Origin of the sequence: Robbsia betulipollinis (assembly GCF_026624755.1) — a bacterium.
In the GTDB taxonomy this organism is placed as follows: domain Bacteria; phylum Pseudomonadota; class Gammaproteobacteria; order Burkholderiales; family Burkholderiaceae; genus Robbsia; species Robbsia betulipollinis.
The window spans coordinates 2,325,575-2,342,983 of the sequence record NZ_JAPMXC010000001.1; the positions used below are offsets into that span (position 1 = coordinate 2,325,575).

At 65.8% G+C, this 17,409-nt stretch carries 18 protein-coding genes and 1 tRNA gene; 9 read left to right on the forward strand and 10 right to left on the reverse strand.

What is annotated here, in order from left to right; genetic code table 11:
- The first annotated feature begins 15 nt into the window (after nt 1-15).
- Nucleotides 16-1,329 carry a lipid IV(A) 3-deoxy-D-manno-octulosonic acid transferase gene (gene waaA / locus OVY01_RS10125; RefSeq protein ID WP_267847738.1) on the forward strand — a complete coding sequence of 438 codons (1,314 nt, stop codon included), beginning with the start codon at nt 16-18 and terminating at the stop codon, nt 1,327-1,329.
- Between the two features lie 39 nt (nt 1,330-1,368).
- Here the strand turns inward: waaA and OVY01_RS10130 are convergent, their stop codons facing one another.
- Nucleotides 1,369-1,692: a rhodanese-like domain-containing protein gene (locus OVY01_RS10130; RefSeq protein WP_267847314.1), complete on the reverse strand. Its 324-nt coding sequence runs from the start codon at nt 1,690-1,692 to the stop codon at nt 1,369-1,371.
- 85 nt (nt 1,693-1,777) lie between these two features.
- A complete protein-coding gene (locus OVY01_RS10135) occupies nt 1,778-2,431 on the reverse strand; it encodes a protein-L-isoaspartate O-methyltransferase family protein (RefSeq protein ID WP_267847315.1) in 654 nt (217 codons plus the stop codon).
- Nucleotides 2,432-2,656: 225 nt separating this feature from the next.
- Between OVY01_RS10135 and OVY01_RS10140 the strand changes: the two genes are divergently transcribed.
- Nucleotides 2,657-3,253, forward strand: coding sequence for a DUF1439 domain-containing protein (locus OVY01_RS10140; RefSeq protein ID WP_267847316.1), 597 nt, complete (start codon nt 2,657-2,659; stop codon nt 3,251-3,253).
- Between the two features lie 142 nt (nt 3,254-3,395).
- Nucleotides 3,396-4,286 (forward strand): undecaprenyl-diphosphate phosphatase, encoded by an 891-nt coding sequence (locus OVY01_RS10145; protein WP_267847317.1) that lies wholly within the window; start codon nt 3,396-3,398, stop codon nt 4,284-4,286.
- Here the strand turns inward: OVY01_RS10145 and trmB are convergent.
- On the reverse strand, nt 4,256-5,080 hold the full coding sequence (trmB, locus tag OVY01_RS10150; protein ID WP_267847318.1) for a tRNA (guanosine(46)-N7)-methyltransferase TrmB: 825 nt from the start codon (nt 5,078-5,080) through the stop codon (nt 4,256-4,258). The genes OVY01_RS10145 and trmB overlap by 31 nt on opposite strands.
- A 440-nt stretch (nt 5,081-5,520) precedes the next feature.
- Here trmB and OVY01_RS10155 point away from each other — a divergent pair, with 440 nt between their 5' ends.
- Complete coding sequence (locus tag OVY01_RS10155) at nt 5,521-6,234, forward strand: class I SAM-dependent methyltransferase (RefSeq protein ID WP_267847319.1); 714 nt, start codon at nt 5,521-5,523, stop codon at nt 6,232-6,234.
- 83 nt (nt 6,235-6,317) lie between these two features.
- Complete coding sequence (locus OVY01_RS10160) at nt 6,318-7,226, forward strand: hypothetical protein (protein ID WP_267847320.1); 909 nt, start codon at nt 6,318-6,320, stop codon at nt 7,224-7,226.
- 100 nt (nt 7,227-7,326) lie between these two features.
- Here OVY01_RS10160 and OVY01_RS10165 read toward each other — a convergent pair.
- Nucleotides 7,327-7,401, reverse strand: a tRNA-Gly gene (locus tag OVY01_RS10165).
- Between the two features lie 256 nt (nt 7,402-7,657).
- Between OVY01_RS10165 and OVY01_RS10170 the strand changes: the two genes are divergently transcribed.
- Nucleotides 7,658-7,822 (forward strand): hypothetical protein, encoded by a 165-nt coding sequence (locus OVY01_RS10170; protein WP_267847321.1) that lies wholly within the window; start codon nt 7,658-7,660, stop codon nt 7,820-7,822.
- Nucleotides 7,823-7,903: 81 nt separating this feature from the next.
- Nucleotides 7,904-8,869, forward strand: a complete 966-nt coding sequence (gene corA / locus OVY01_RS10175) for a magnesium/cobalt transporter CorA (protein ID WP_432422205.1) — start codon at nt 7,904-7,906, stop codon at nt 8,867-8,869.
- A gap of 52 nt (nt 8,870-8,921) precedes the next feature.
- Here the strand turns inward: corA and OVY01_RS10180 are convergent, their stop codons facing one another.
- A complete protein-coding gene (locus OVY01_RS10180) occupies nt 8,922-9,479 on the reverse strand; it encodes a YaeQ family protein (RefSeq protein ID WP_267847322.1) in 558 nt (185 codons plus the stop codon).
- Nucleotides 9,480-9,579: 100 nt separating this feature from the next.
- On the reverse strand, nt 9,580-11,313 hold the full coding sequence (locus tag OVY01_RS10185) for an SH3 domain-containing C40 family peptidase (protein ID WP_267847323.1): 1,734 nt from the start codon (nt 11,311-11,313) through the stop codon (nt 9,580-9,582).
- 97 nt (nt 11,314-11,410) lie between these two features.
- Between OVY01_RS10185 and OVY01_RS10190 the strand changes: the two genes are divergently transcribed.
- A complete protein-coding gene (locus tag OVY01_RS10190; RefSeq protein WP_267847324.1) occupies nt 11,411-11,719 on the forward strand; it encodes a hypothetical protein in 309 nt (102 codons plus the stop codon).
- Between the two features lie 48 nt (nt 11,720-11,767).
- Here OVY01_RS10190 and OVY01_RS10195 read toward each other — a convergent pair whose 3' ends face one another.
- Nucleotides 11,768-13,366, reverse strand: a complete 1,599-nt coding sequence (locus OVY01_RS10195) for a UbiD family decarboxylase (RefSeq protein WP_267847325.1) — start codon at nt 13,364-13,366, stop codon at nt 11,768-11,770.
- A 610-nt stretch (nt 13,367-13,976) separates the two neighbouring features.
- Between OVY01_RS10195 and OVY01_RS10200 the strand changes: the two genes are divergently transcribed.
- Nucleotides 13,977-15,104 (forward strand): transglycosylase SLT domain-containing protein, encoded by a 1,128-nt coding sequence (locus tag OVY01_RS10200; protein WP_267847326.1) that lies wholly within the window; start codon nt 13,977-13,979, stop codon nt 15,102-15,104.
- A gap of 18 nt (nt 15,105-15,122) precedes the next feature.
- Here the strand turns inward: OVY01_RS10200 and nusB are convergent, their stop codons facing one another.
- From nusB to ribBA, 3 genes are all read right to left on the reverse strand, one after another.
- Nucleotides 15,123-15,566, reverse strand: a complete 444-nt coding sequence (gene nusB, locus OVY01_RS10205) for a transcription antitermination factor NusB (RefSeq protein WP_267847327.1) — start codon at nt 15,564-15,566, stop codon at nt 15,123-15,125.
- Nucleotides 15,563-16,063 carry a 6,7-dimethyl-8-ribityllumazine synthase gene (gene ribH, locus OVY01_RS10210; protein WP_267847740.1) on the reverse strand — a complete coding sequence of 167 codons (501 nt, stop codon included), beginning with the start codon at nt 16,061-16,063 and terminating at the stop codon, nt 15,563-15,565. Before ribH ends, nusB begins: the two co-directional genes overlap by 4 nt.
- 103 nt (nt 16,064-16,166) lie before the next feature.
- Nucleotides 16,167-17,309 carry a bifunctional 3,4-dihydroxy-2-butanone-4-phosphate synthase/GTP cyclohydrolase II gene (gene ribBA / locus OVY01_RS10215; protein WP_267847328.1) on the reverse strand — a complete coding sequence of 381 codons (1,143 nt, stop codon included), beginning with the start codon at nt 17,307-17,309 and terminating at the stop codon, nt 16,167-16,169.
- Nucleotides 17,310-17,409 lie beyond the last annotated feature (100 nt).

A 17,409-nucleotide genomic window follows, 5' to 3' on the forward strand; every position in this document is an offset into this window, starting at 1 on the left:
GCGTGGCGGATTCGTCTGCTGCGCGCCGTCTATCGCTGTCTCTGGTGGCTGGTCGCGCCGGGCGCCGTGGTGCGTCTGCTGTGGCGCTCGCGCCAGGAAGCGGGTTACCGGCGCCATATCGGCGAGCGCTTCGGATTCGGCGGGGCGGTCGTTGGCGGCGCGCCCTCCGGCGGCGTGTCTCCGGGCGTTCGTCCGCTGATCTGGGTGCATGCGGTCTCGGTGGGCGAGACGCGCGGCGCGCAACCCCTGATCGACGCCTTGCTGGCCGCCCATCCCGAGGCGCAGCTGCTCATCACGCACATGACGCCAGGCGGCCGCGCGGCCAGTCTCGCGCTGTTCGGCGACCGGGTGATCCGCGCCTATCTGCCGTACGACATGCGCGGTCCGGTGCGGCGTTTCCTGCGGCACTACCGGCCGCATGTCGGCGTGGTGATGGAAACCGAGGTGTGGCCGACGCTGATCGACGAATGCGCACGGGCCGGCGTGCCGCTGGTGCTCGCCAACGCCCGCATGTCCGAGCGCTCGTTCCGGCGCGCGGCGCGCTTTGGCGCCGGCGCGCGCGCGGTCTTCGGGGGGCTGACGGCGGTGCTGGCGCAGACCGAGGCGGACCGTCAGCGCCTGGCCGCGCTCGGCGCGCGGCGGGTCGACGTGCTGGGCAACATCAAGTTCGACGTGCGGATCGACCCGGCGCTCGTCGCGCGCGGACAGCGCTGGCGCGCGGCGATCGGCGCCCGGCCCGTGTGGGTGGCGGCGAGCACGCGGGAAGGGGAGGAAACGCTGGTGCTGGAAGCGTTCGCCCGGCAACTCGCCGTCGGTCCGGCCGACGCGCTGCTGATCCTGGTGCCGCGCCATCCGCAACGTTTCGACGAGGTGAGCGATCTGGTGTCGCGCGCGTGGCGCGGCATTCGGCGCACGGCATGGGCCGCGGCGGCACCGGATGCGGGATTGCTGGCGCTGGACATCCAGGTGATGGTCGGCGATTCGATGGGCGAACTCGCGGCCTATTACGCCGCGGCGGATCTGGCCTTCATCGGCGGCAGCCTCGTGCCCACCGGCAGCCACAACCTGATCGAGGCGGCGGCGGTGGGCTGCCCGGTGCTCGTCGGGCCGCACACCTTCAATTTCGCGCAGGCCAGCCTGCATGCGATCGAATCGGGCGCCGCGTTGCGGGTCGATTCGCCCACGGCGCTGGGGGAGTCGGTGGCCGCGCTATTGTCCGACCCCGCGCGCCGGCGGACGATGGCGACGGCGGCGCGCGCGTTCGCCGAACGGGATCGCGGCGCCACCGCGCGCACGGTCGAGGCGCTCGCGACGTATCTGGCGCGCTAGCGGCGAAAACGGCGCGAGCGGTAATTCACGGCAGACGGCTCAATACGTCGGCACCGACGGGTCGACCTGACGCGACCATGCGTCGATGCCGCCCGACAGGTTCAAGACCTGGGTGAAGCCGCGCGATTCGAGAAACATCGCGACCTGCGCGCTGCGCGCGCCATGGTGGCAGATGCAGACGACTTCGGCGTCCGGGTCGATTTCCTCGCTGCGCGCCGGGATCTGGCTCATCGGGATCGACGTGCTGCCGGCGATCGCGGCCGTCTGCACTTCCCAGGGCTCGCGCACGTCGAGCAGGACCGGAGCGGGGCGGGACGCGTCGGCGAGGCGTTCGGCGAGAGCGGTGGGGGCGAGCTGTTGCATCGAAGGTCCGGAAAATGAGACACGAAACGGAAAAGTGGTGCCGGCGGCTGGCGCCGACGGCACCCTCATGCGGTCAAAAGGCCGGTCAGAACGTGAAACGCTGCGGCTGCAAGGCGTTGCGCAGCGGCGTCACATAGGTCTCGAACAGGTCGACGATGCGGAATTCGGTTTCGTTCAGCCGCGTGGCGATCTGCGCCTTCATCACCGGTGCATCGCCGACGAAGGCGGACATCCGGCCGCCCACCTTCAATTGCTCGAGCAGCGTCTGCGGCAGTACCGGCAGGCCGCCGGAGACGACGATCACGTCGTACGGCGCGTTCGCGGGCCAGCCGCGCGCGGCGTCCCCGACGGCCAGTTCCACGTTCGATACCGCGTTCGCGAGCAGGTTCTGCTGCGCGAAGGCGGCGATCTCCGGGTCCAGTTCGACGCTCAGCACCTGCTGCGCGCGGGCGCCGAGCAGGGCGGCCATATAGCCCGAGCCGGTACCGATCTCCAGCACCGATTCATGCTTGCGCACCGCGAGTTCCTGCAGGATGCGCGCTTCGATCTTCGGCGACAGCATGTGCTCGCCGTGCGGCAGCGGAATGTCGAAATCGGCAAAGGCCAGATTGCGGTACGGCGCCGTGACGAACTGCTCGCGTTTGACGACCGCCAGCAGTTCGAGCACGTCGCTGTCCAGCACCTCCCAGGGCCGGATCTGCTGCTCGATCATGTTGAAGCGCGCTTGTTCGATATTCATGATGTTTGCCAATGCCTGCCGATGTCGGGGAATGCCGCACCGGGGATTGTAACAAATCGGTTTGCATCCCGGCAGCGCATTGCCGTGGCAAGCGCGAAGGCTTCCGGTAAGATCGTCGTTCGCCGTGGGGTCGGCGCACCGGCCGCGCAGGGTCCGGCGCGCGTGGTCCGGCGGATCGAATCAACCATCCGGCGCGCGGCCGGATCCCGCAAAGGAGCGAGTGCGATGAGCAGTGAATTGGACCGGCGGACGGTATCCGAGCGGCGCCGTCTGGTGTTGCAGCTGGGCGTGGCGACGGCGCTGGCCGGCGTGTTGCCGTTGGGCGCGTGCGCGACCTTTCCCTTTCTCCCGGATCACTACACGTTCAGCGTGGCGGAAATGCAGCGCGCCGTGGCCCGCAAGTTCCCTTATCACAAGCGCATCTCGCAGATCGTCGATCTGACGCTCGACGACCCGGTCCTGGGAACCCGGCCGGACGCGAACCGGCTCTCGATCGGCGCGCACGCGCATATCGAGAGCCCGTTCCTGCAAGCGCCCGCCGACGGCCATTTCGTGCTGACGAGCGCGCTGGCCTACGACCGCGAGCGCCAGGCGATCGTCCTGCGTAGCCCGGCGATCGATTCGCTCGACTTTCCCGATCTCTCGGGTCCCTATCGCGGGGAAATTCGCGGCGCGCTCGAACTGGCCGTGTCGCAGCTGCTGGAGGGCTTCCCGATCTACACCTTCAAGCCCGACCAGTTGAGCTTCGCCGGCGTGCATTACGAACCGGGCGAGATCAATGTGCTGCCAAAAGGTGTTCGCGTACAGATCGTCGAGCGATAATCCGGGTATCTTTCGAATGGCTGTCGACAACCTGTCACAAGACTTTCGCTGAATGGTCCCACGACGGCTGGCCCGGCCGATTCGCCCGATTTTCGGGAATGGCGTACGCGCCGCTTTTCATTCCCTCCACAGGACGCCCCAATTGGATCTCACGCTCGCGCTGAAAGCCCTCATCCTCGGTATCGTCGAAGGCCTGACCGAATTCCTGCCGGTGTCGAGCACCGGGCATCTGATCCTCGTCGGCAGCCTGCTCGACTTCACCGACGACCGGGCGAAACTGTTCGACGTGGTGATCCAGTTCGGCGCGACGCTCGCCGTGTGCTGGGAATTCCGGCGGCGCATCGGCGGCACGGTCGCGGGGCTCGCGTCGCGGCCCGGCGCGCGGCGCTTCGCGTTGAACGTGATCGTCGCCTGCGTGCCGGCGGTGGTGCTCGGGCTGGCGTTCGGCAAATACATCAAGGCGACGCTGTTCTCGCCGGCGCCGGTGGCCGTCGCGCTGATCGTCGGCGGCGTGGTGATCCTGTGGGCCGAGCGCCGCAACCGCCGCGCCGCCGCCGCGCAGGGCCTCGCGGTGCACGGGGCGGCAAGCACGGGCGCGGCGGCGGCGAATCCGCTCGCGCGCGTGCATTCGATCGACGATCTGAGCGTGCGCGACGCGCTCAAGGTGGGGTTCGCCCAGTGCTTCGCGTTGATTCCGGGCACCTCGCGCTCCGGCTCGACCATCATCGGCGGGATGCTGTTCGGGCTCGACCGCAAGGTCGCCACCGAATTTTCGTTCTTCCTGTCGATTCCGATCATCTTCGGCGCGACCGTGTACGACCTCTACAAGAGCCGCGACGTGCTCGCCGCAGCCGATCTCGGTCTCTTCCTGCTGGGGCTGCTGGCGGCGTTCCTGTCGGCGATCGTCTGCGTGCGCTGGCTGCTGCGTTTCGTCGCGACGCACGATTTCACCGTCTTCGCCTGGTACCGCATCGTCTTCGGTTGCGTCATCCTGGGTTCCGGCTATAGCGGACTGGTGACCTGGGCCGGGTGAGCGCGCTGGAACAGCAGGTCCCAGACGCCGTGCCCGAGATTGATGCCGCGCTGCTCGAACTTCGTCGTCGGGCGGTAATCCGGGCGGGGCGCGAAGGCGTCCGCGGTATTGCGGAGCGTGGGTTCCGCCCCCAGCACTTCCAGCATCTGCTGGGCGTAGGGTTCCCAGTCGGTCGCGCAATGCAGGTAGCCGCCGGGCCTGAGACGGGAGGCGAGCCGGGCGACGAAGGCCGGCTGGATCAGCCGGCGCTTGTTGTGCCGTGCCTTGTGCCAGGGGTCGGGGAAATAGATATGCACGCCGTCGAGCGAGTCCGGCGCGATCTGCCGTTCGAGCACTTCGACGGCATCGTGCTGGATGATCCGCACATTGTCGAGTTCACGTTCCCCCAGCAGTTTGAGCAGCGCGCCGACGCCGGGCGCATGCACCTCGATGCCGAGGAAATCGTCGCCGGGCCGGCGCGCCGCGATCTCCGCGGTGGTGGCGCCCATGCCGAAACCGATCTCGAGGATGCGCGGCGCGGCGCGCCCGAACAGGGCCGGCCAGTCGAGCGGAGCGGGAGTGAAGGGCACCACGAACCGTGCGCCGTGCTGCTCGATCGCGCGGCGCTGGCCCGTCGACAGGCGGCCGGCGCGGGTGACGAAGCTGCGGATGCGGCGGTGGTGGGCGGGGACGGATTGACCTGAATCGCCGTCATCAGAAAGTGCTCGTCCAACATCTTCCGCCGCGATCGATTCGCCGTCTGTCGGTGCCTCGGTGACGTTTGCCGGGTAACAGGATGCGTGTAAAACGGTCATATCGGTATCGAGACGGGAAGCCGTCGCAGCATAAGCGAAAACGAGATCATCGTGGGCTGGCATGAAAAAGAAAACTGCGGGGAAAATGCCATAAGTCTTGCATGTGGCAAACTATGGGCGTGGAAAAGCGGGGTAAATATGTGTTGCGCTTGTAAGCGGGTGTAAAGGCAATCAATTCACCACAATGCCAGGCGAGCTATGGCGTCGTCCGAAGATAAGCAATTGTAGGGAATTTTCGGCGACTAGGCAATTGAGTACATTTCCGATATGTTTTCACTGGACCATGGTTTGTCCATTTTCGCAGTAGATGAATGATTTTAAGGGAAGAAGCAGGCGAGAAGCAGGATGGCTCGCAGTCGATCTTGCATTCCGGATGTGGCATAACTCCGAACCACTGACAATTCTCGTGCAGGCGGGAATCGTGGGTCATAGACCAGATGATGAAAACTGACAATTCGCCCGAAATAGATTCGTTACAGAATATTTATAATGGTGAATATTACAAAAGCCATTGCGGAAAGATTCCATATGAACGGAGCAGGCTCTGGTTGGATTTTTTTGGAGGAGTCGCCGACGAAATAATTCGACATCTGAAGCCAAAAAATGTATTCGACGCCGGCTGCGCTCTTGGTTTCCTGGTTGAATCGCTTTGGGATCGTGGCGTCAGAACGAAAGGTCGGGATTTTTCCACTTTCGCAATTTCACAGGTCAGGCCCGACATCGCCGCCTTCTGCGAAGTGGGATCCATTACAGACTCATTCAACGGCACGTACGATCTAGTAACGTGCATCGAGGTCATAGAACATATCCCGGAAGTGGAAGCATTAAAAGCAATTGAGGCGATGACCGCGGCCACCTCCGTGATTCTCTTTTCTTCCTCGCCGACGGATCTAACCGAACCCACGCACATCAATGTCAAACCACCGATTTATTGGCTGATGCGTTTCGCGGAACGTGGATTCGCGCCAGATGTGCTCGTCGATGCCTCGTTTCTGGCGCCTCAGGCGTTCGTCATGCGACGGACCGAATCGGCAATCGATCTGGTCCACCTACAGCTCTTCGCGCAGTCAATCCGCCTGAAAATCGCGCTGGCCGACCGGGAGGAGCGACTCAATGCCATCAGGAATGAAGCTTCCTCAACAGCGGACGTTTGAAAGCATTTTCTCGTCAGGTCGCCCATGGCACCCGGTGAACCAGATAGACGAATTCACGATAATATCGGAGACGGATTTTCGCCATGCAAGAAAATATCCATTCTGTACTGCTCTCACGCAGCAATGAGGCGCATTACACCTTCAACGTATTAGCGGATCAGCTGGTCCGATCGTTCAAGCCATCCCGAATTTTGGTCATTGGGGAACCTGTAGGGCTTTTGATCGAGGCGCTTTGGGACCGCGGGGTCGATACCCGATGCGAATGTTTCAATTCGACGAACATCGATGATGTCAGAATAGATGTACGGAATTTTTGCACGCAGGGGCTAAATTCTGCTCCGGATATGGATTTTCAGGCAGTGGTCGCAATCGATTTATTCCAATGGGAAAACAATAAAACCAGGGAGGAGAATCTTGAATATCTAAAAAGCCGTTCCGATTCCATCGTATTTGTTTCGATAGATCGTGACGACGGCAAACCGCTGCCGGGGGTTCCCGTTTTCGATTGGCTGGAAAATCTGAATCGCGATGGCCTGTCGCCCGTTACGTCATTCGATCTCAGTTTTTCGAACGCGGACATCGTGCATGTCAGGCAGGGCGAACCCGCTATCGGTGAGGCGCATCTTGCCGATTTCGTACGCATGCGCCGAGTCCTGAAGGCACTTCGCATCGCCGAGCGGCGCTTGTTGGGCCTGGAACAGGAAAAACGCGAATATCTGGTTATGCGATCGGAAGATCAGCGGCGTCTTGCCGCCGCGGAGGCAGATCACGCCGCCGGACATGAGCGTTACGTTGCCGTCGAAAGCGAATCGAAGGTTCGTCTCGAATCCGCTTTGACTGCATTGGCAACCGCGAACGATATGACGATGGCGACCCGTGCCGACGCTGCAGTAGCGAGAACTGAACTTGAGGCGATCTACCGCTCCAAAAGTTGGAAGATCACTGCGCCGCTAAGGGCACTTTCCGGATTTTTCACGCAACATGCCAAGTAGAACGACATTCGTCGCTCATTGGACGCCATGCCCCGAATCATGCCATGCAGAACGGGGATAGGACTGACTTGAAAAGCGAGAGAGGGGGAAAATTTCATGATGGAGCGGGCGATGGGAATCGAACCCACGTCTTTAGCTTGGGAAGCTAAGGTAATGGCCATTATACGACGCCCGCAGAGGCACGCAGTATAAGGGTATTGAGCGGATCCACCAACGCATTTCGTTGCGCGCAGACATGGCCGCCCTGCGCGGGGCGTGCCGGTCGCGGGCGGTATCCCGGGCGCGATGGGCAGCGGTGTTGCTTTGACGCCTGCACCGAAAGCCATTTTTTACCGAAAATCAGAAATTTTTTCCTTTTATGCCGATTCATCGGTACTCTTTGCCTTAACGAGATAGCGAGGGCGGACTATCTCTCTCCAAGGCGGACGGTCATGACGACTCTCATCATCTCTTTCATCGTGTTTCTGAACCTCGCGGTGGTGGCGTGGCGCATGTGGGCGACCCGTCCGCGGCTGGCGCCCGCCACGCGCGGTGCCGGCGCCCTTGACGCTGCCGGGCGCGAAGCGCATCATCCGGCACGCCGCGCGACGCTCTGAGCGTCGGCGGTACGCTGGCGGCGGTGCCGTCCGTCCTCGCGTGCCCCCGCGCCGCGCCTGCCGTTATTTCCCGTCTTTCCGATGATCGTCAATTCGCTGGCGTACAAGTCTGGCTGGCCGCCCCGTCCCGTCGCGATGGATCGCATCAGCGATGCGCTGCAGGCGCCGGATACCTTCGTCTGGCTTGGCATCGCCGATCCGGACACGGCCGAACTGCGCCGCGTGCAGGAGGAGTTCGGTCTGCATGACCTGGCGATCGAAGACGCGCTGAATGCGCATCAGCGGCCCAAGATCGAAACCTACGGCAACACGCTGTTCATCGCCCTGCGCACGGTGCAACTGGTCGAGGGCGAAGTCCAGTTCGGCGAAGTGCATATCTTCATCGGCGCGCGTTTCGTCGTCACAGTGCGGCACGGGCCGGTGCTGTCGTTCGCACCCGTGCGCCAGCGCGCCGAGGCGGCGTCGCATCTGCTGGCGAAAGGGCCGGCCTACGTGCTCTACGCCTTGCTCGATTTCATCGTCGATCAGTATGGCGTGGTCGCGACGGCGCTGGAGCACCGCTTCGACACGCTGGAAACCGCGATTTTCAGCGACCGTTTCGATCGGCAGGCCATCGAGCGCCTGTACGACATCAAGTCCGAACTGCTGCGCCTGCGCGGTTTCGCGATGCCGGTCGAAATCATCTGCAGCGAACTGATCCGGCTGCACGAGGATCTCGTGTCGAAGGACCTGCGGGCGTATTTCCGCGACGTCCAGGATCATGTGTCGCGCGTCATCAATATCGTCGACGTCGTGCGGGAAATGCTGACCACGGCGATCCAGGTGAATCTGGCGCTGGTCTCGGTCGCGCAGAACGAGATCGTCAAGCGTCTGGCGGGGTGGGGCGCCGTGCTGGCGGTGCCGACCGTGGTCTTCAGCATGTACGGCATGAACTTCAAGGTGATGCCGGAACTGAACTGGCCGTGGGCCTATCCGGCGGTCCTGGCGCTCACCGTGGGCGGCTGCGGCATGCTGTTCTGGCGCTTTCGCCGCGCCGGCTGGCTCTGAGCGTCCGGGTCCCGACGGCCCGCCCCCGTCGAAACGGCACCCGCGCGCCGGCCTACGCCGCGTTGCCCGGCGCCTTGAGCACCTGCCATTCGACCAGCACCGGGTCCGCGCTGGCCGAACCCGCCCACAGCTGTCCGTCCTGACGCGTGAACTGCAGGCACATGCTGCGTTCCGCCAGTGCGGCCAGACCGGCGGCGGCGCCGTCGGCCAGACTCCACACCTCGAGCCGGTCCAGCCGCGCCACCTTGTTCCTGACCTGCTGCCACCAGATGTCGGCGGTGCGGCCGGCGTGCGCGACCACCAGCGCGGCGTCGGCGCGGCCCGCCGCGCGTGCCATCCTCCGCTCGTCCGGCTGCCCCAGATCGATCCACTTCTCGATGCGTCCGGTCAGGTCCTTCTGCCAGATGTCCGGTTCGTCGACCTCGCTTAAGCCCTTGGTGAAGGTCAGGGTGTCCGAGGCATGCAGCGCGAAGACGGCCAGACGCACCATCATGCGCTCGTCGGTTTCCGAGGGGTGCCGGGCGATCGTCAGGGTGTGCGTGCCGTAGTAATGCCGATCCATGTCCGCGATCTGCAATTCGGCTTTGTAAATGGTTGCCTTGAGGGCCATGCTGGGTGGCGCGAGGACCGGGCGCGGCGCACGAGCGCAAGCGCAAGTGGCGACACGCGGCGCATCGTCTGGAGTTCATGAAGGCGAGATGATACTCCGCCTATTGCGCGGCGGGCACGGACCCGAAGCGGAAGCGCGGCCGGTCCGCCTGCGACGCCAGGCCCGTGTCCTCGGGGAAGTGCTCGAGCAGGGGCAGGATCACCGATTGACCGAGGATCGCACGCCGGCTGCCGTCGGCGGGCGACAGACCCCAGACATCTTCGTAGACGATGGGAACGGTGCGCCCGTCGACCATCCCATTCCCCAGGTACAGCATCACGTGGCCGCCGATATCGATCACGCTCAGCAGGGGGCGTCCGTGCTCGCGCAAGGCGGCGATGCGTGCCGCGGGGGTGGCCGTCGGCAGATCGACCACGTCCGCGCCCCGGACCTGCTCGGACGAATGCCGCGGCAGCCAGACGCCGAACGGTGTGAACAGGCTTTTCAGTTCGAGCGAGCAATCGTTGTAGATCTCGCTGCCACCCCAGGCGTAGGGCCGGCTCTGCAGGCGGCGCAGCAGCATCGCGAAGTTCGCCGGCGTGGCCGCCAGCGGGATCGCCGCCACGTCGCTGGCCGGGAGGTCGGCGAGGCGCCACTGCGCGCGGTGATCGGCGTCGAGCACCGGCGTCATGACCGTGCGCGTCGCGCCGTGTTCGGCCACCAGCGGCAACACCGTGCCGATCGGCGCGGCGAAGCGGAACACGCCGGTGCGGTCCGTCACGCTGACCGCGGCGCCGGTGACCGCACCCAGCGCATGCCAGGCCGCCGCGCGCCATTGCGCGACGAAGCGTGCGTCCACGCGTCCCACGCTGTCGCTGCGAATCCAGCCGGCCACGTCGGGCGCCAGCACGTAGAGCCAGCCGCCGTCGCGGCTGCGGCCCAGGATGTAGAGCGGCGTGGCCGGACGCAGCGCCGTCTGCTCCAGATTGTCGAACGGATAGCCTTCGCCGGGCAGGCGCGGATCGTAGAAGAACGGTTCCGACGTGGGCAGGAGGCGCAGTGCGCCGGTCGTGGTCGTGATCGCCCGGTTGCCGGGCAGGTAGTTCCGCTGGCCGGTGAACTGGGCAGCTTGCGCGTTGCGCCGCACCGCTTCGATCCATGCCGGCGCATAGGGCCGCAGATTGCGCCCGAAGCCCGGCTGCGCCGAGGCGGCGCCGAAGCGGTTCACGGTGGCCGTCACGCGCGCCGCGAGATCGATGCCCGTGTCGGGGTCGAGCAGGTGGGCGATGACCTCCGGTTCCCAGGGGGAGGCCGCCGCGTCCGCGGAAGGCGTGGGGATTTCGGGCATGCCGGCCGCGACATGACCGGTTTCCCGGCCGAGGCGGGAGGCTGCCGGGTTGGCCGGGTGGGCCGGGTGGGCACGCGGCCGCGGCGCGGCCGGCGCGCCGAAGTAGCGGGTCTTGAGTTGCACGACGGCGGCGGCCTGCTGCGCCGCGCTCAATACCGGGCGATCGATGTCCGGCCCGTGCGGGTCGATCCAGCGGTCGACATCCTGATCGTAGCGTTCCAGCGGGAAAAGCGAGGCGGTGGGCGACAGTGTGGAGGACGACGGGAGAGCCGAGGACAGGGACGACGCCGTGCCCGACGATGCCGGCGCGGGCCGGTGCGTGGCCGCGGGCGTATCCGCCGCGCGATAGGTGGCGGCCGGCGTCTGCGCGACCCGGGGCGGCGTGGCCGGCGCGCAGGCCGCAAGGGCGAACGTCGCGGCGCACAGCATGCCGGCCAGCGCGACAGGACTGCGCGCGGCCGTCATGCGAAGCGGCGACGCGCCAGGCGACATGGTCGCATTTTGCAACACTTTCTTTCGTTTCCTTTGCGCGGATTTCTGTAGATTGTCGCTATCCCCCGACGCGCTGGCTCGGCCACGCGCGACGGTCTCCTGGAGAAGCACCATGAAAAAATTCCTCTTGCTCGCTGCCGCTGGCGCACTGTGGGCCGGCTTCGGCAGCGCGGCATGCGCGCATGTCTCGATCGGTATCGGCGTCGGCGTGCCGTACTACGCACCGCCGCCGCCGGTGATATACGCCCCGCCTCCGGTAGTCTACGCGCCGCCGCGGGTCGCCTATGTCCCGGCGCCGTTTTATGGGCCGCCGCCGGTGGTGTATGGCCCGCCGGTGTATCGTTATCGCCACGGCCCGCGGCCCTGGCACCCGTATCCTGGCTATTACGCCCACCGCGGCTATTACGGCCCGCGCTGGTGATCCCCGCGGTCAGCCGGTCCGGCGCGCGGCCGATCGGCGTGCAGACCCTCAGAATCCGAGGTCGCGGCACAGCCCGTCGACGCGCGCCTTGACCGCGGCGTCCATCTCGATCGGCACGCCCCATTCGCGCTGCGTCTCGCCCGGCCATTTATTGGTGGCGTCGATGCCCATCTTCGAGCCCAGTCCGGCGACCGGCGAGGCGAAATCCAGATAATCGATCGGGGTATTGTCCACCAGCAGCGTATCGCGGGAGGGATCGACCCGGGTCGTGATCGCCCAGATCACTTCCTTCCAGTCGCGGATGCGCACGTCCTCGTCGACGACGACGATGAATTTCGTATACATGAACTGCCGCAGAAAGCTCCAGACGCCGAACATCACGCGTTTGGCATGCCCGGCATAGCTCTTCTTCATCTGGACGATCGCCATGCGGTAGCTGCAACCCTCCGGCGGCAGATAGAAATCGGTGATCTCCGGAAACTGCTTCTGCAACAGCGGCACGAAGATTTCGTTGAACGCGACGCCGAGCACGGCGGGCTCGTCCGGCGGTTTGCCGGTGTGCGTCGAGTGGTAGATCGGATCGCGGCGCGTGGTCATGCGCTCGACGGTGAAGACGGGAAACCACTCCTGCTCGTTGTAGTAGCCGGTGTGGTCGCCGAACGGCCCTTCGAGCGCGTGCTCGTAGGCCGCGCTCGAGCCCTTGCGCGGGCGTGACGGCGCGCCCGCGGCCTCGGGCAGGTCCGCGGGGTCCTGCGGGTGGATGAAGCCTTCGAGGATGATTTCGGCGCGCGCCGGCACGCTCAATCCCTCCAGACCCGGCGTCAGACAGCGCGCCAGTTCGGTGCGCCCGCCGCGCAGCAGACCGGCGAACTGGTACTCGGAGAGCGTATCCGGCACGGGCGTGACCGCGCCGAGAATCGTCGCCGGGTCCGCGCCCAGCGCCACCGCCACCGGATAGGGCTGGCCGGGATGCGTCGCCGCGAATTCCCGGAAGTCGAGCGCGCCGCCGCGGTGCGCCAGCCAGCGCATGATCAACTTGTTGCGGCCGAGCAGTTGCTGGCGGTAGATGCCGAGATTCTGGCGCGGTTTGTTCGGCCCGCGCGTGACCGTCAGTCCCCAGCTCAGCAGCGGGGCGGCGTCGCCGGGCCAGCAGTGCTGGATCGGCAGGCGGGTCAGATCGACGTCCCGGCCCTCGACCACAATCTCCTGACAGGGCGGCGCGGAGACCGTCTTGGGCGCCATGTCCCACACCGCCTTCGCGAGCGAGGCGAGCCGGCCCAGGTCCTTCACGCCGCGCGGCGGCTCCGGCTCCTTCAGGGCGGAGAGCAGGCGGCCGACGTCGCGCAGCGCCTCGAGCGTCGCGGTATCGCTGCCGATGTCGCTGTCCAGCGCGCCGCGTCGGGCGCTCGCGGGTGCGTCGATGCCCATGCCCAGCGCCACGCGCCGGGTATTGCCGAAGAGATTGCCGAGCACCGGGAGCGTGGATCCGTCGACGTTTTCGAACAGCAGGGCGGGGCCGCCGGCATGCAGGGAACGTTCGCAGATCTGCGTGATCTCCAGTTTCGGCGACACCGTCGCCGCGACGCGACGCAGTTCTCCCAGGGTATCGAGTCGTGCGACGAAGTCGCGCAGGTCCTTGTATTTCATAAAACCTTGGCTTGAGGCTTGAATTCAGTCGTTTTTTTGCGCGAGGCGCTACCACTGCCATTGTACGGAATCCCGCCGCGCGACGCCGAAACGGCCAGGATCGCGTTATCCGGGTCCATTTCGGGAAAATAATTTTCAATTTACCCTTGTAACAAAGCGTTAATGATGGCAAGGCGTGAGACCCCCTCAAATACCCCGGAAAGCCTTGCTGACTCGAAGTTTCACCGTTTAAAACGACTGTTTCTATATAACCATAAGTTATCGATTGTCTATTCTATAGTGTTGACCGACTAGGATCGCCTGTTAGAATCCCTCGTCAGCAGGTCCGGCAAAACGAAAAGCCGGACGATGATTTCGGCGTTTCTTGCGAACCGCTCCTCTTTTCGCCCTCGCTTTTCAAGCGATTTCGGGCATCCATGCCGGCGCCGGGCAGTCCTTTCCCGCAGCGCCGGATTCGATTTGGACGCGTGCGCCTCTCCATCAGGAAGCGCCGCGCCGAGTGGCCAGGGCCACTCGATCCCGGCAGCGTGCGGTCCCGATGGACCGTGTGCTGCCCAGATGGCGACGTTCGAGTTCCGGGCGCGTCACCTCACGAGAGGGAGATTCTTTGATGAGTGCTGTCATTACCGCCCAGCCGGGCAGGCGTCTGTCCGTCGCCGCGCGCATCGCGCTGCGTCGCGGCACCCGCGTCGGCCATTACTGTTCGAGCGCGGTGGGCCTGCTGGCCATCGTCGGCGCGCTGGCCCTGTGGTTCCAGCCGGGACTGCGCGCGGTGCTGGTCGAACGCGTACTGCCGCACCTGATGCCGGACTCGCAGGCGGGCGCCGCGCGTCTACTGTCGAGCGACGTGAGCCTGCCGCGCTTGCCGCTCGCGCCGACGGCGATCGGCGGCGCCCCGACGCCGATGCGCGTCGCCGCCGACGTGACCGCGGCGGTCCCGCCGGCGGTTCCCCAGATCGCGCTGGGAAACTTCGCCACACCGCTCGATCCGGCGAATCTGCCGGCGTCGGTCGTGCGTCTGGCCCTGCCGACGGCGAGCGTGGCGAACACCCATGCCGGGCATGCCGGTGACGTCGCGGGCGCCCCGGGCGCGCTTTCGAATCGGGATCAGGGACGCGTGGCCAGCTACATTTCCCGCCGCTATCGCGTCGCGCAAGAGCCGATCGACACGCTGGTGCGGGCGTCGTTCCAGACCGGACGCGACGTCGGAGTCGACCCGCTGCTGCTGTTGGCCGTGATGGCCGTCGAGTCGGGTTTCAATCCCTATGCGGAGAGCGGCGTCGGCGCGCGCGGCCTGATGCAGGTCATGCCGACGATCCATTCGGACAAGTTCCAGTATTACGGCGGTCCGAAGGCAGCGCTCGAACCGGTGCCGAACCTGCGCGTCGGTGCGTTGATCCTGAAGGACTACATCGGTCAGAGCGGTTCCGTGGCCGGCGGCCTGCGCCGTTATGTCGGCGCGACCACGCCTGGCGACGGCGGCTATGGCGCGAAGGTGCTGGCCGAGCGCGCGCGGTTGCGCGAAGCGGTCGGTATCGCCGGCGGCGGTCCGGTACTGGCGACGGCCAAACCGCGTGTCGCGACCCTTGCGGCCGCACACCCCGCGGTCGCCGCGCCCGGGCATGTCGGTGCCGCGCCGAATGCGGCGGCCAACGATGGCGGCGTCGACAAGACCGTCGGCGAGCATCACCCGGATACGAACAGCGAGCCGGTTGCGGCGTCGGTGGGCGCCGCCTGAACAGCGGCACCCGCCGGTCTAGGTTTTCGCCGGACCGCCGCGCCGTTGCGCTTCGTCCGGGCGGATCTTCGCGGCCAGCTTGTCGAGCACGCCATTGACGTACTTGTAGCCGTCTGTGCCGCCGAAGGTCTTCGCCAATTCCACGCCTTCATTGATGACGACCCGATACGGGATGTCGACGTGATGCCGCAATTCGTAGGTCCCCACCATCAGCACCGCGCGTTCGACCGGCGACAGTTCGGTGACCGGACGGTCCAGACAGGGGCCGATCGCGGCGTCGAGCGATTCCGCCTCGCGCACCACGCCGTAGAGCAGCGCATCGAAATGCGCGCGGTCCGCTTTGTCGAAGCCTTGCGTGCCGCGGATGTGCGCGTCGATCTCGGACGGCGCAGCCCCCGACACCAGCCACTGGTAGAGCGCTTGCGTCGCGAGTTCGCGCGCCCGCCGGCGGGCATTTCTCATGCTGCACCTTCGTCTTCTTCGTCGCCGTAGTCGGCCAGTTCGTCGAGCGCGCCGCACAGGTTCGCCATTTCGACCGCGGCGCTCGCCGCCTCGCGGCCCTTCTCGCTGGCGCGCGCCAGGGCTTGCGGATCGTCCTCGGTGGTCAGCACCGCATTCGCGATCGGCACGCCGAAGTCGAGTGCGACGCGCGAGATGCCCGCGCCGGATTCGTTCGACACCAGTTCGAAGTGATAGGTCTCGCCGCGGATCACCGCGCCGAGCGCGATGAGCGCGTCGAACTGCCCGCTTTGCGCGAGCTTGGCGAGGGCTACCGGGATCTCCAGCGCGCCCGGCACGGTCACCAGCAGCACGTCGCTGCCGGTCACGCCGAGCCGCTCGAGCTCGGCGACGCAGGCGCTGCGCAACTGGGTGCAGACATCTTCGTTGAAGCGCGACTGCACGATGCCGATGCGCAGGCCGTTGCCGTCCAGTTTCAAATGATATTCGCCGATTTCCATCATGTTCGTTTCCATAATAAAGAGGGCCCGGGTTGAGGAGACCGCGAGACCCGGGCACGGGCCGAAGCCCAGGGAATGAGGGCGCAGGCGCGGCGGCGCGAACTCATGCGCCGCAGGTCTCCGGCGGCGTGGGCGCCTGGCCGGGCATCGGGATGAAGCCGGTGACTTCCAGTCCATAGCCCGACATGCTGCCGAGCTTGCGCGGTCCCGACAGCACCTGCATGCGGCCCACGCCGAGATCGCGCAGAATCTGCGCACCCACGCCGTAGGTCTTGAAATCGACCGGCCGGTGCGCGAGACGCCGCGCCTTCTCGGCTTCGTCGAAGGCCGCGAAGGTTTCGAAAAAGCGCTCGCGCGATGCGTCGCAGTTGAGCATGACGACCGCGCCCAGTTCGCGCGCGGCGATTTCCCGCAGCGCGGCGTCCAGCGTCCACGAATGGGTGGACGACGCGGTTTCGAGCAGATCGAGCACCGACAGCGGCTCGTGCACCCGTACCGGCGTATCGATGTCGGGACGGGGCTTGCCGCGCACCAGCGCGAGATGCGGCGCGCCGGTGGGCAGGTCGCGGTACAGCGTCGCGTGAAAGGTGCCGTACGCGGTGTGCATCACCCGGTCCGACACGCGTTCGATGATCGATTCGTGCCGTAGCCGGTAGTGGATCAGGTCCGCGATGGTACCGATTTTCAGGCCATGGCGCTGGCCGAATTCGATCAGGTCCGGCAGCCGCGCCATCGTGCCGTCGTCCTTCACGATTTCGCAGATCACCGATGCCGGCGTCAACCCGGCCAGCGCGGTCAGGTCGCAGCCTGCTTCGGTGTGTCCGGCACGGATCAGCACGCCGCCTTCCTGCGCCATCACGGGAAACACGTGCCCGGGCTGGACGATGTCGCGCGCATGCGCGTCGCGCGCCACCGCCACGGCGATCGTGCGGGCACGGTCCGGCGCGGAGATGCCGGTGGTGACGCCTTCGGCGGCCTCGATGCTGATCGTGAAGGCGGTACCGTACTGCGTACCGTTCTGCGCGGTCATCAGCGGCAGGTTCAACTGCCGGCAGCGGTCCTGGCGCAGCGTCAGGCAGATCAGGCCCCGGGCGTGGGTCGCCATGAAATTGATGGCTTCCGCGTTGACGTAGTCCGCCGCCAGGACCAGGTCGCCTTCGTTCTCGCGATCTTCTTCATCGACGAGGATCACCATCCGGCCGGCTTTCAGTTCGGCGATGATCTCAGGAGTGGACGCGAGGTTCATGGTGTGACCGAGGCTGGAAAAAGCCGTCATTTTACGCCATCGCCGCGCCCCTGACCCCGGCTCTTTCCCCGGAAACGGCGCCCGATCTCCACGGAGCATG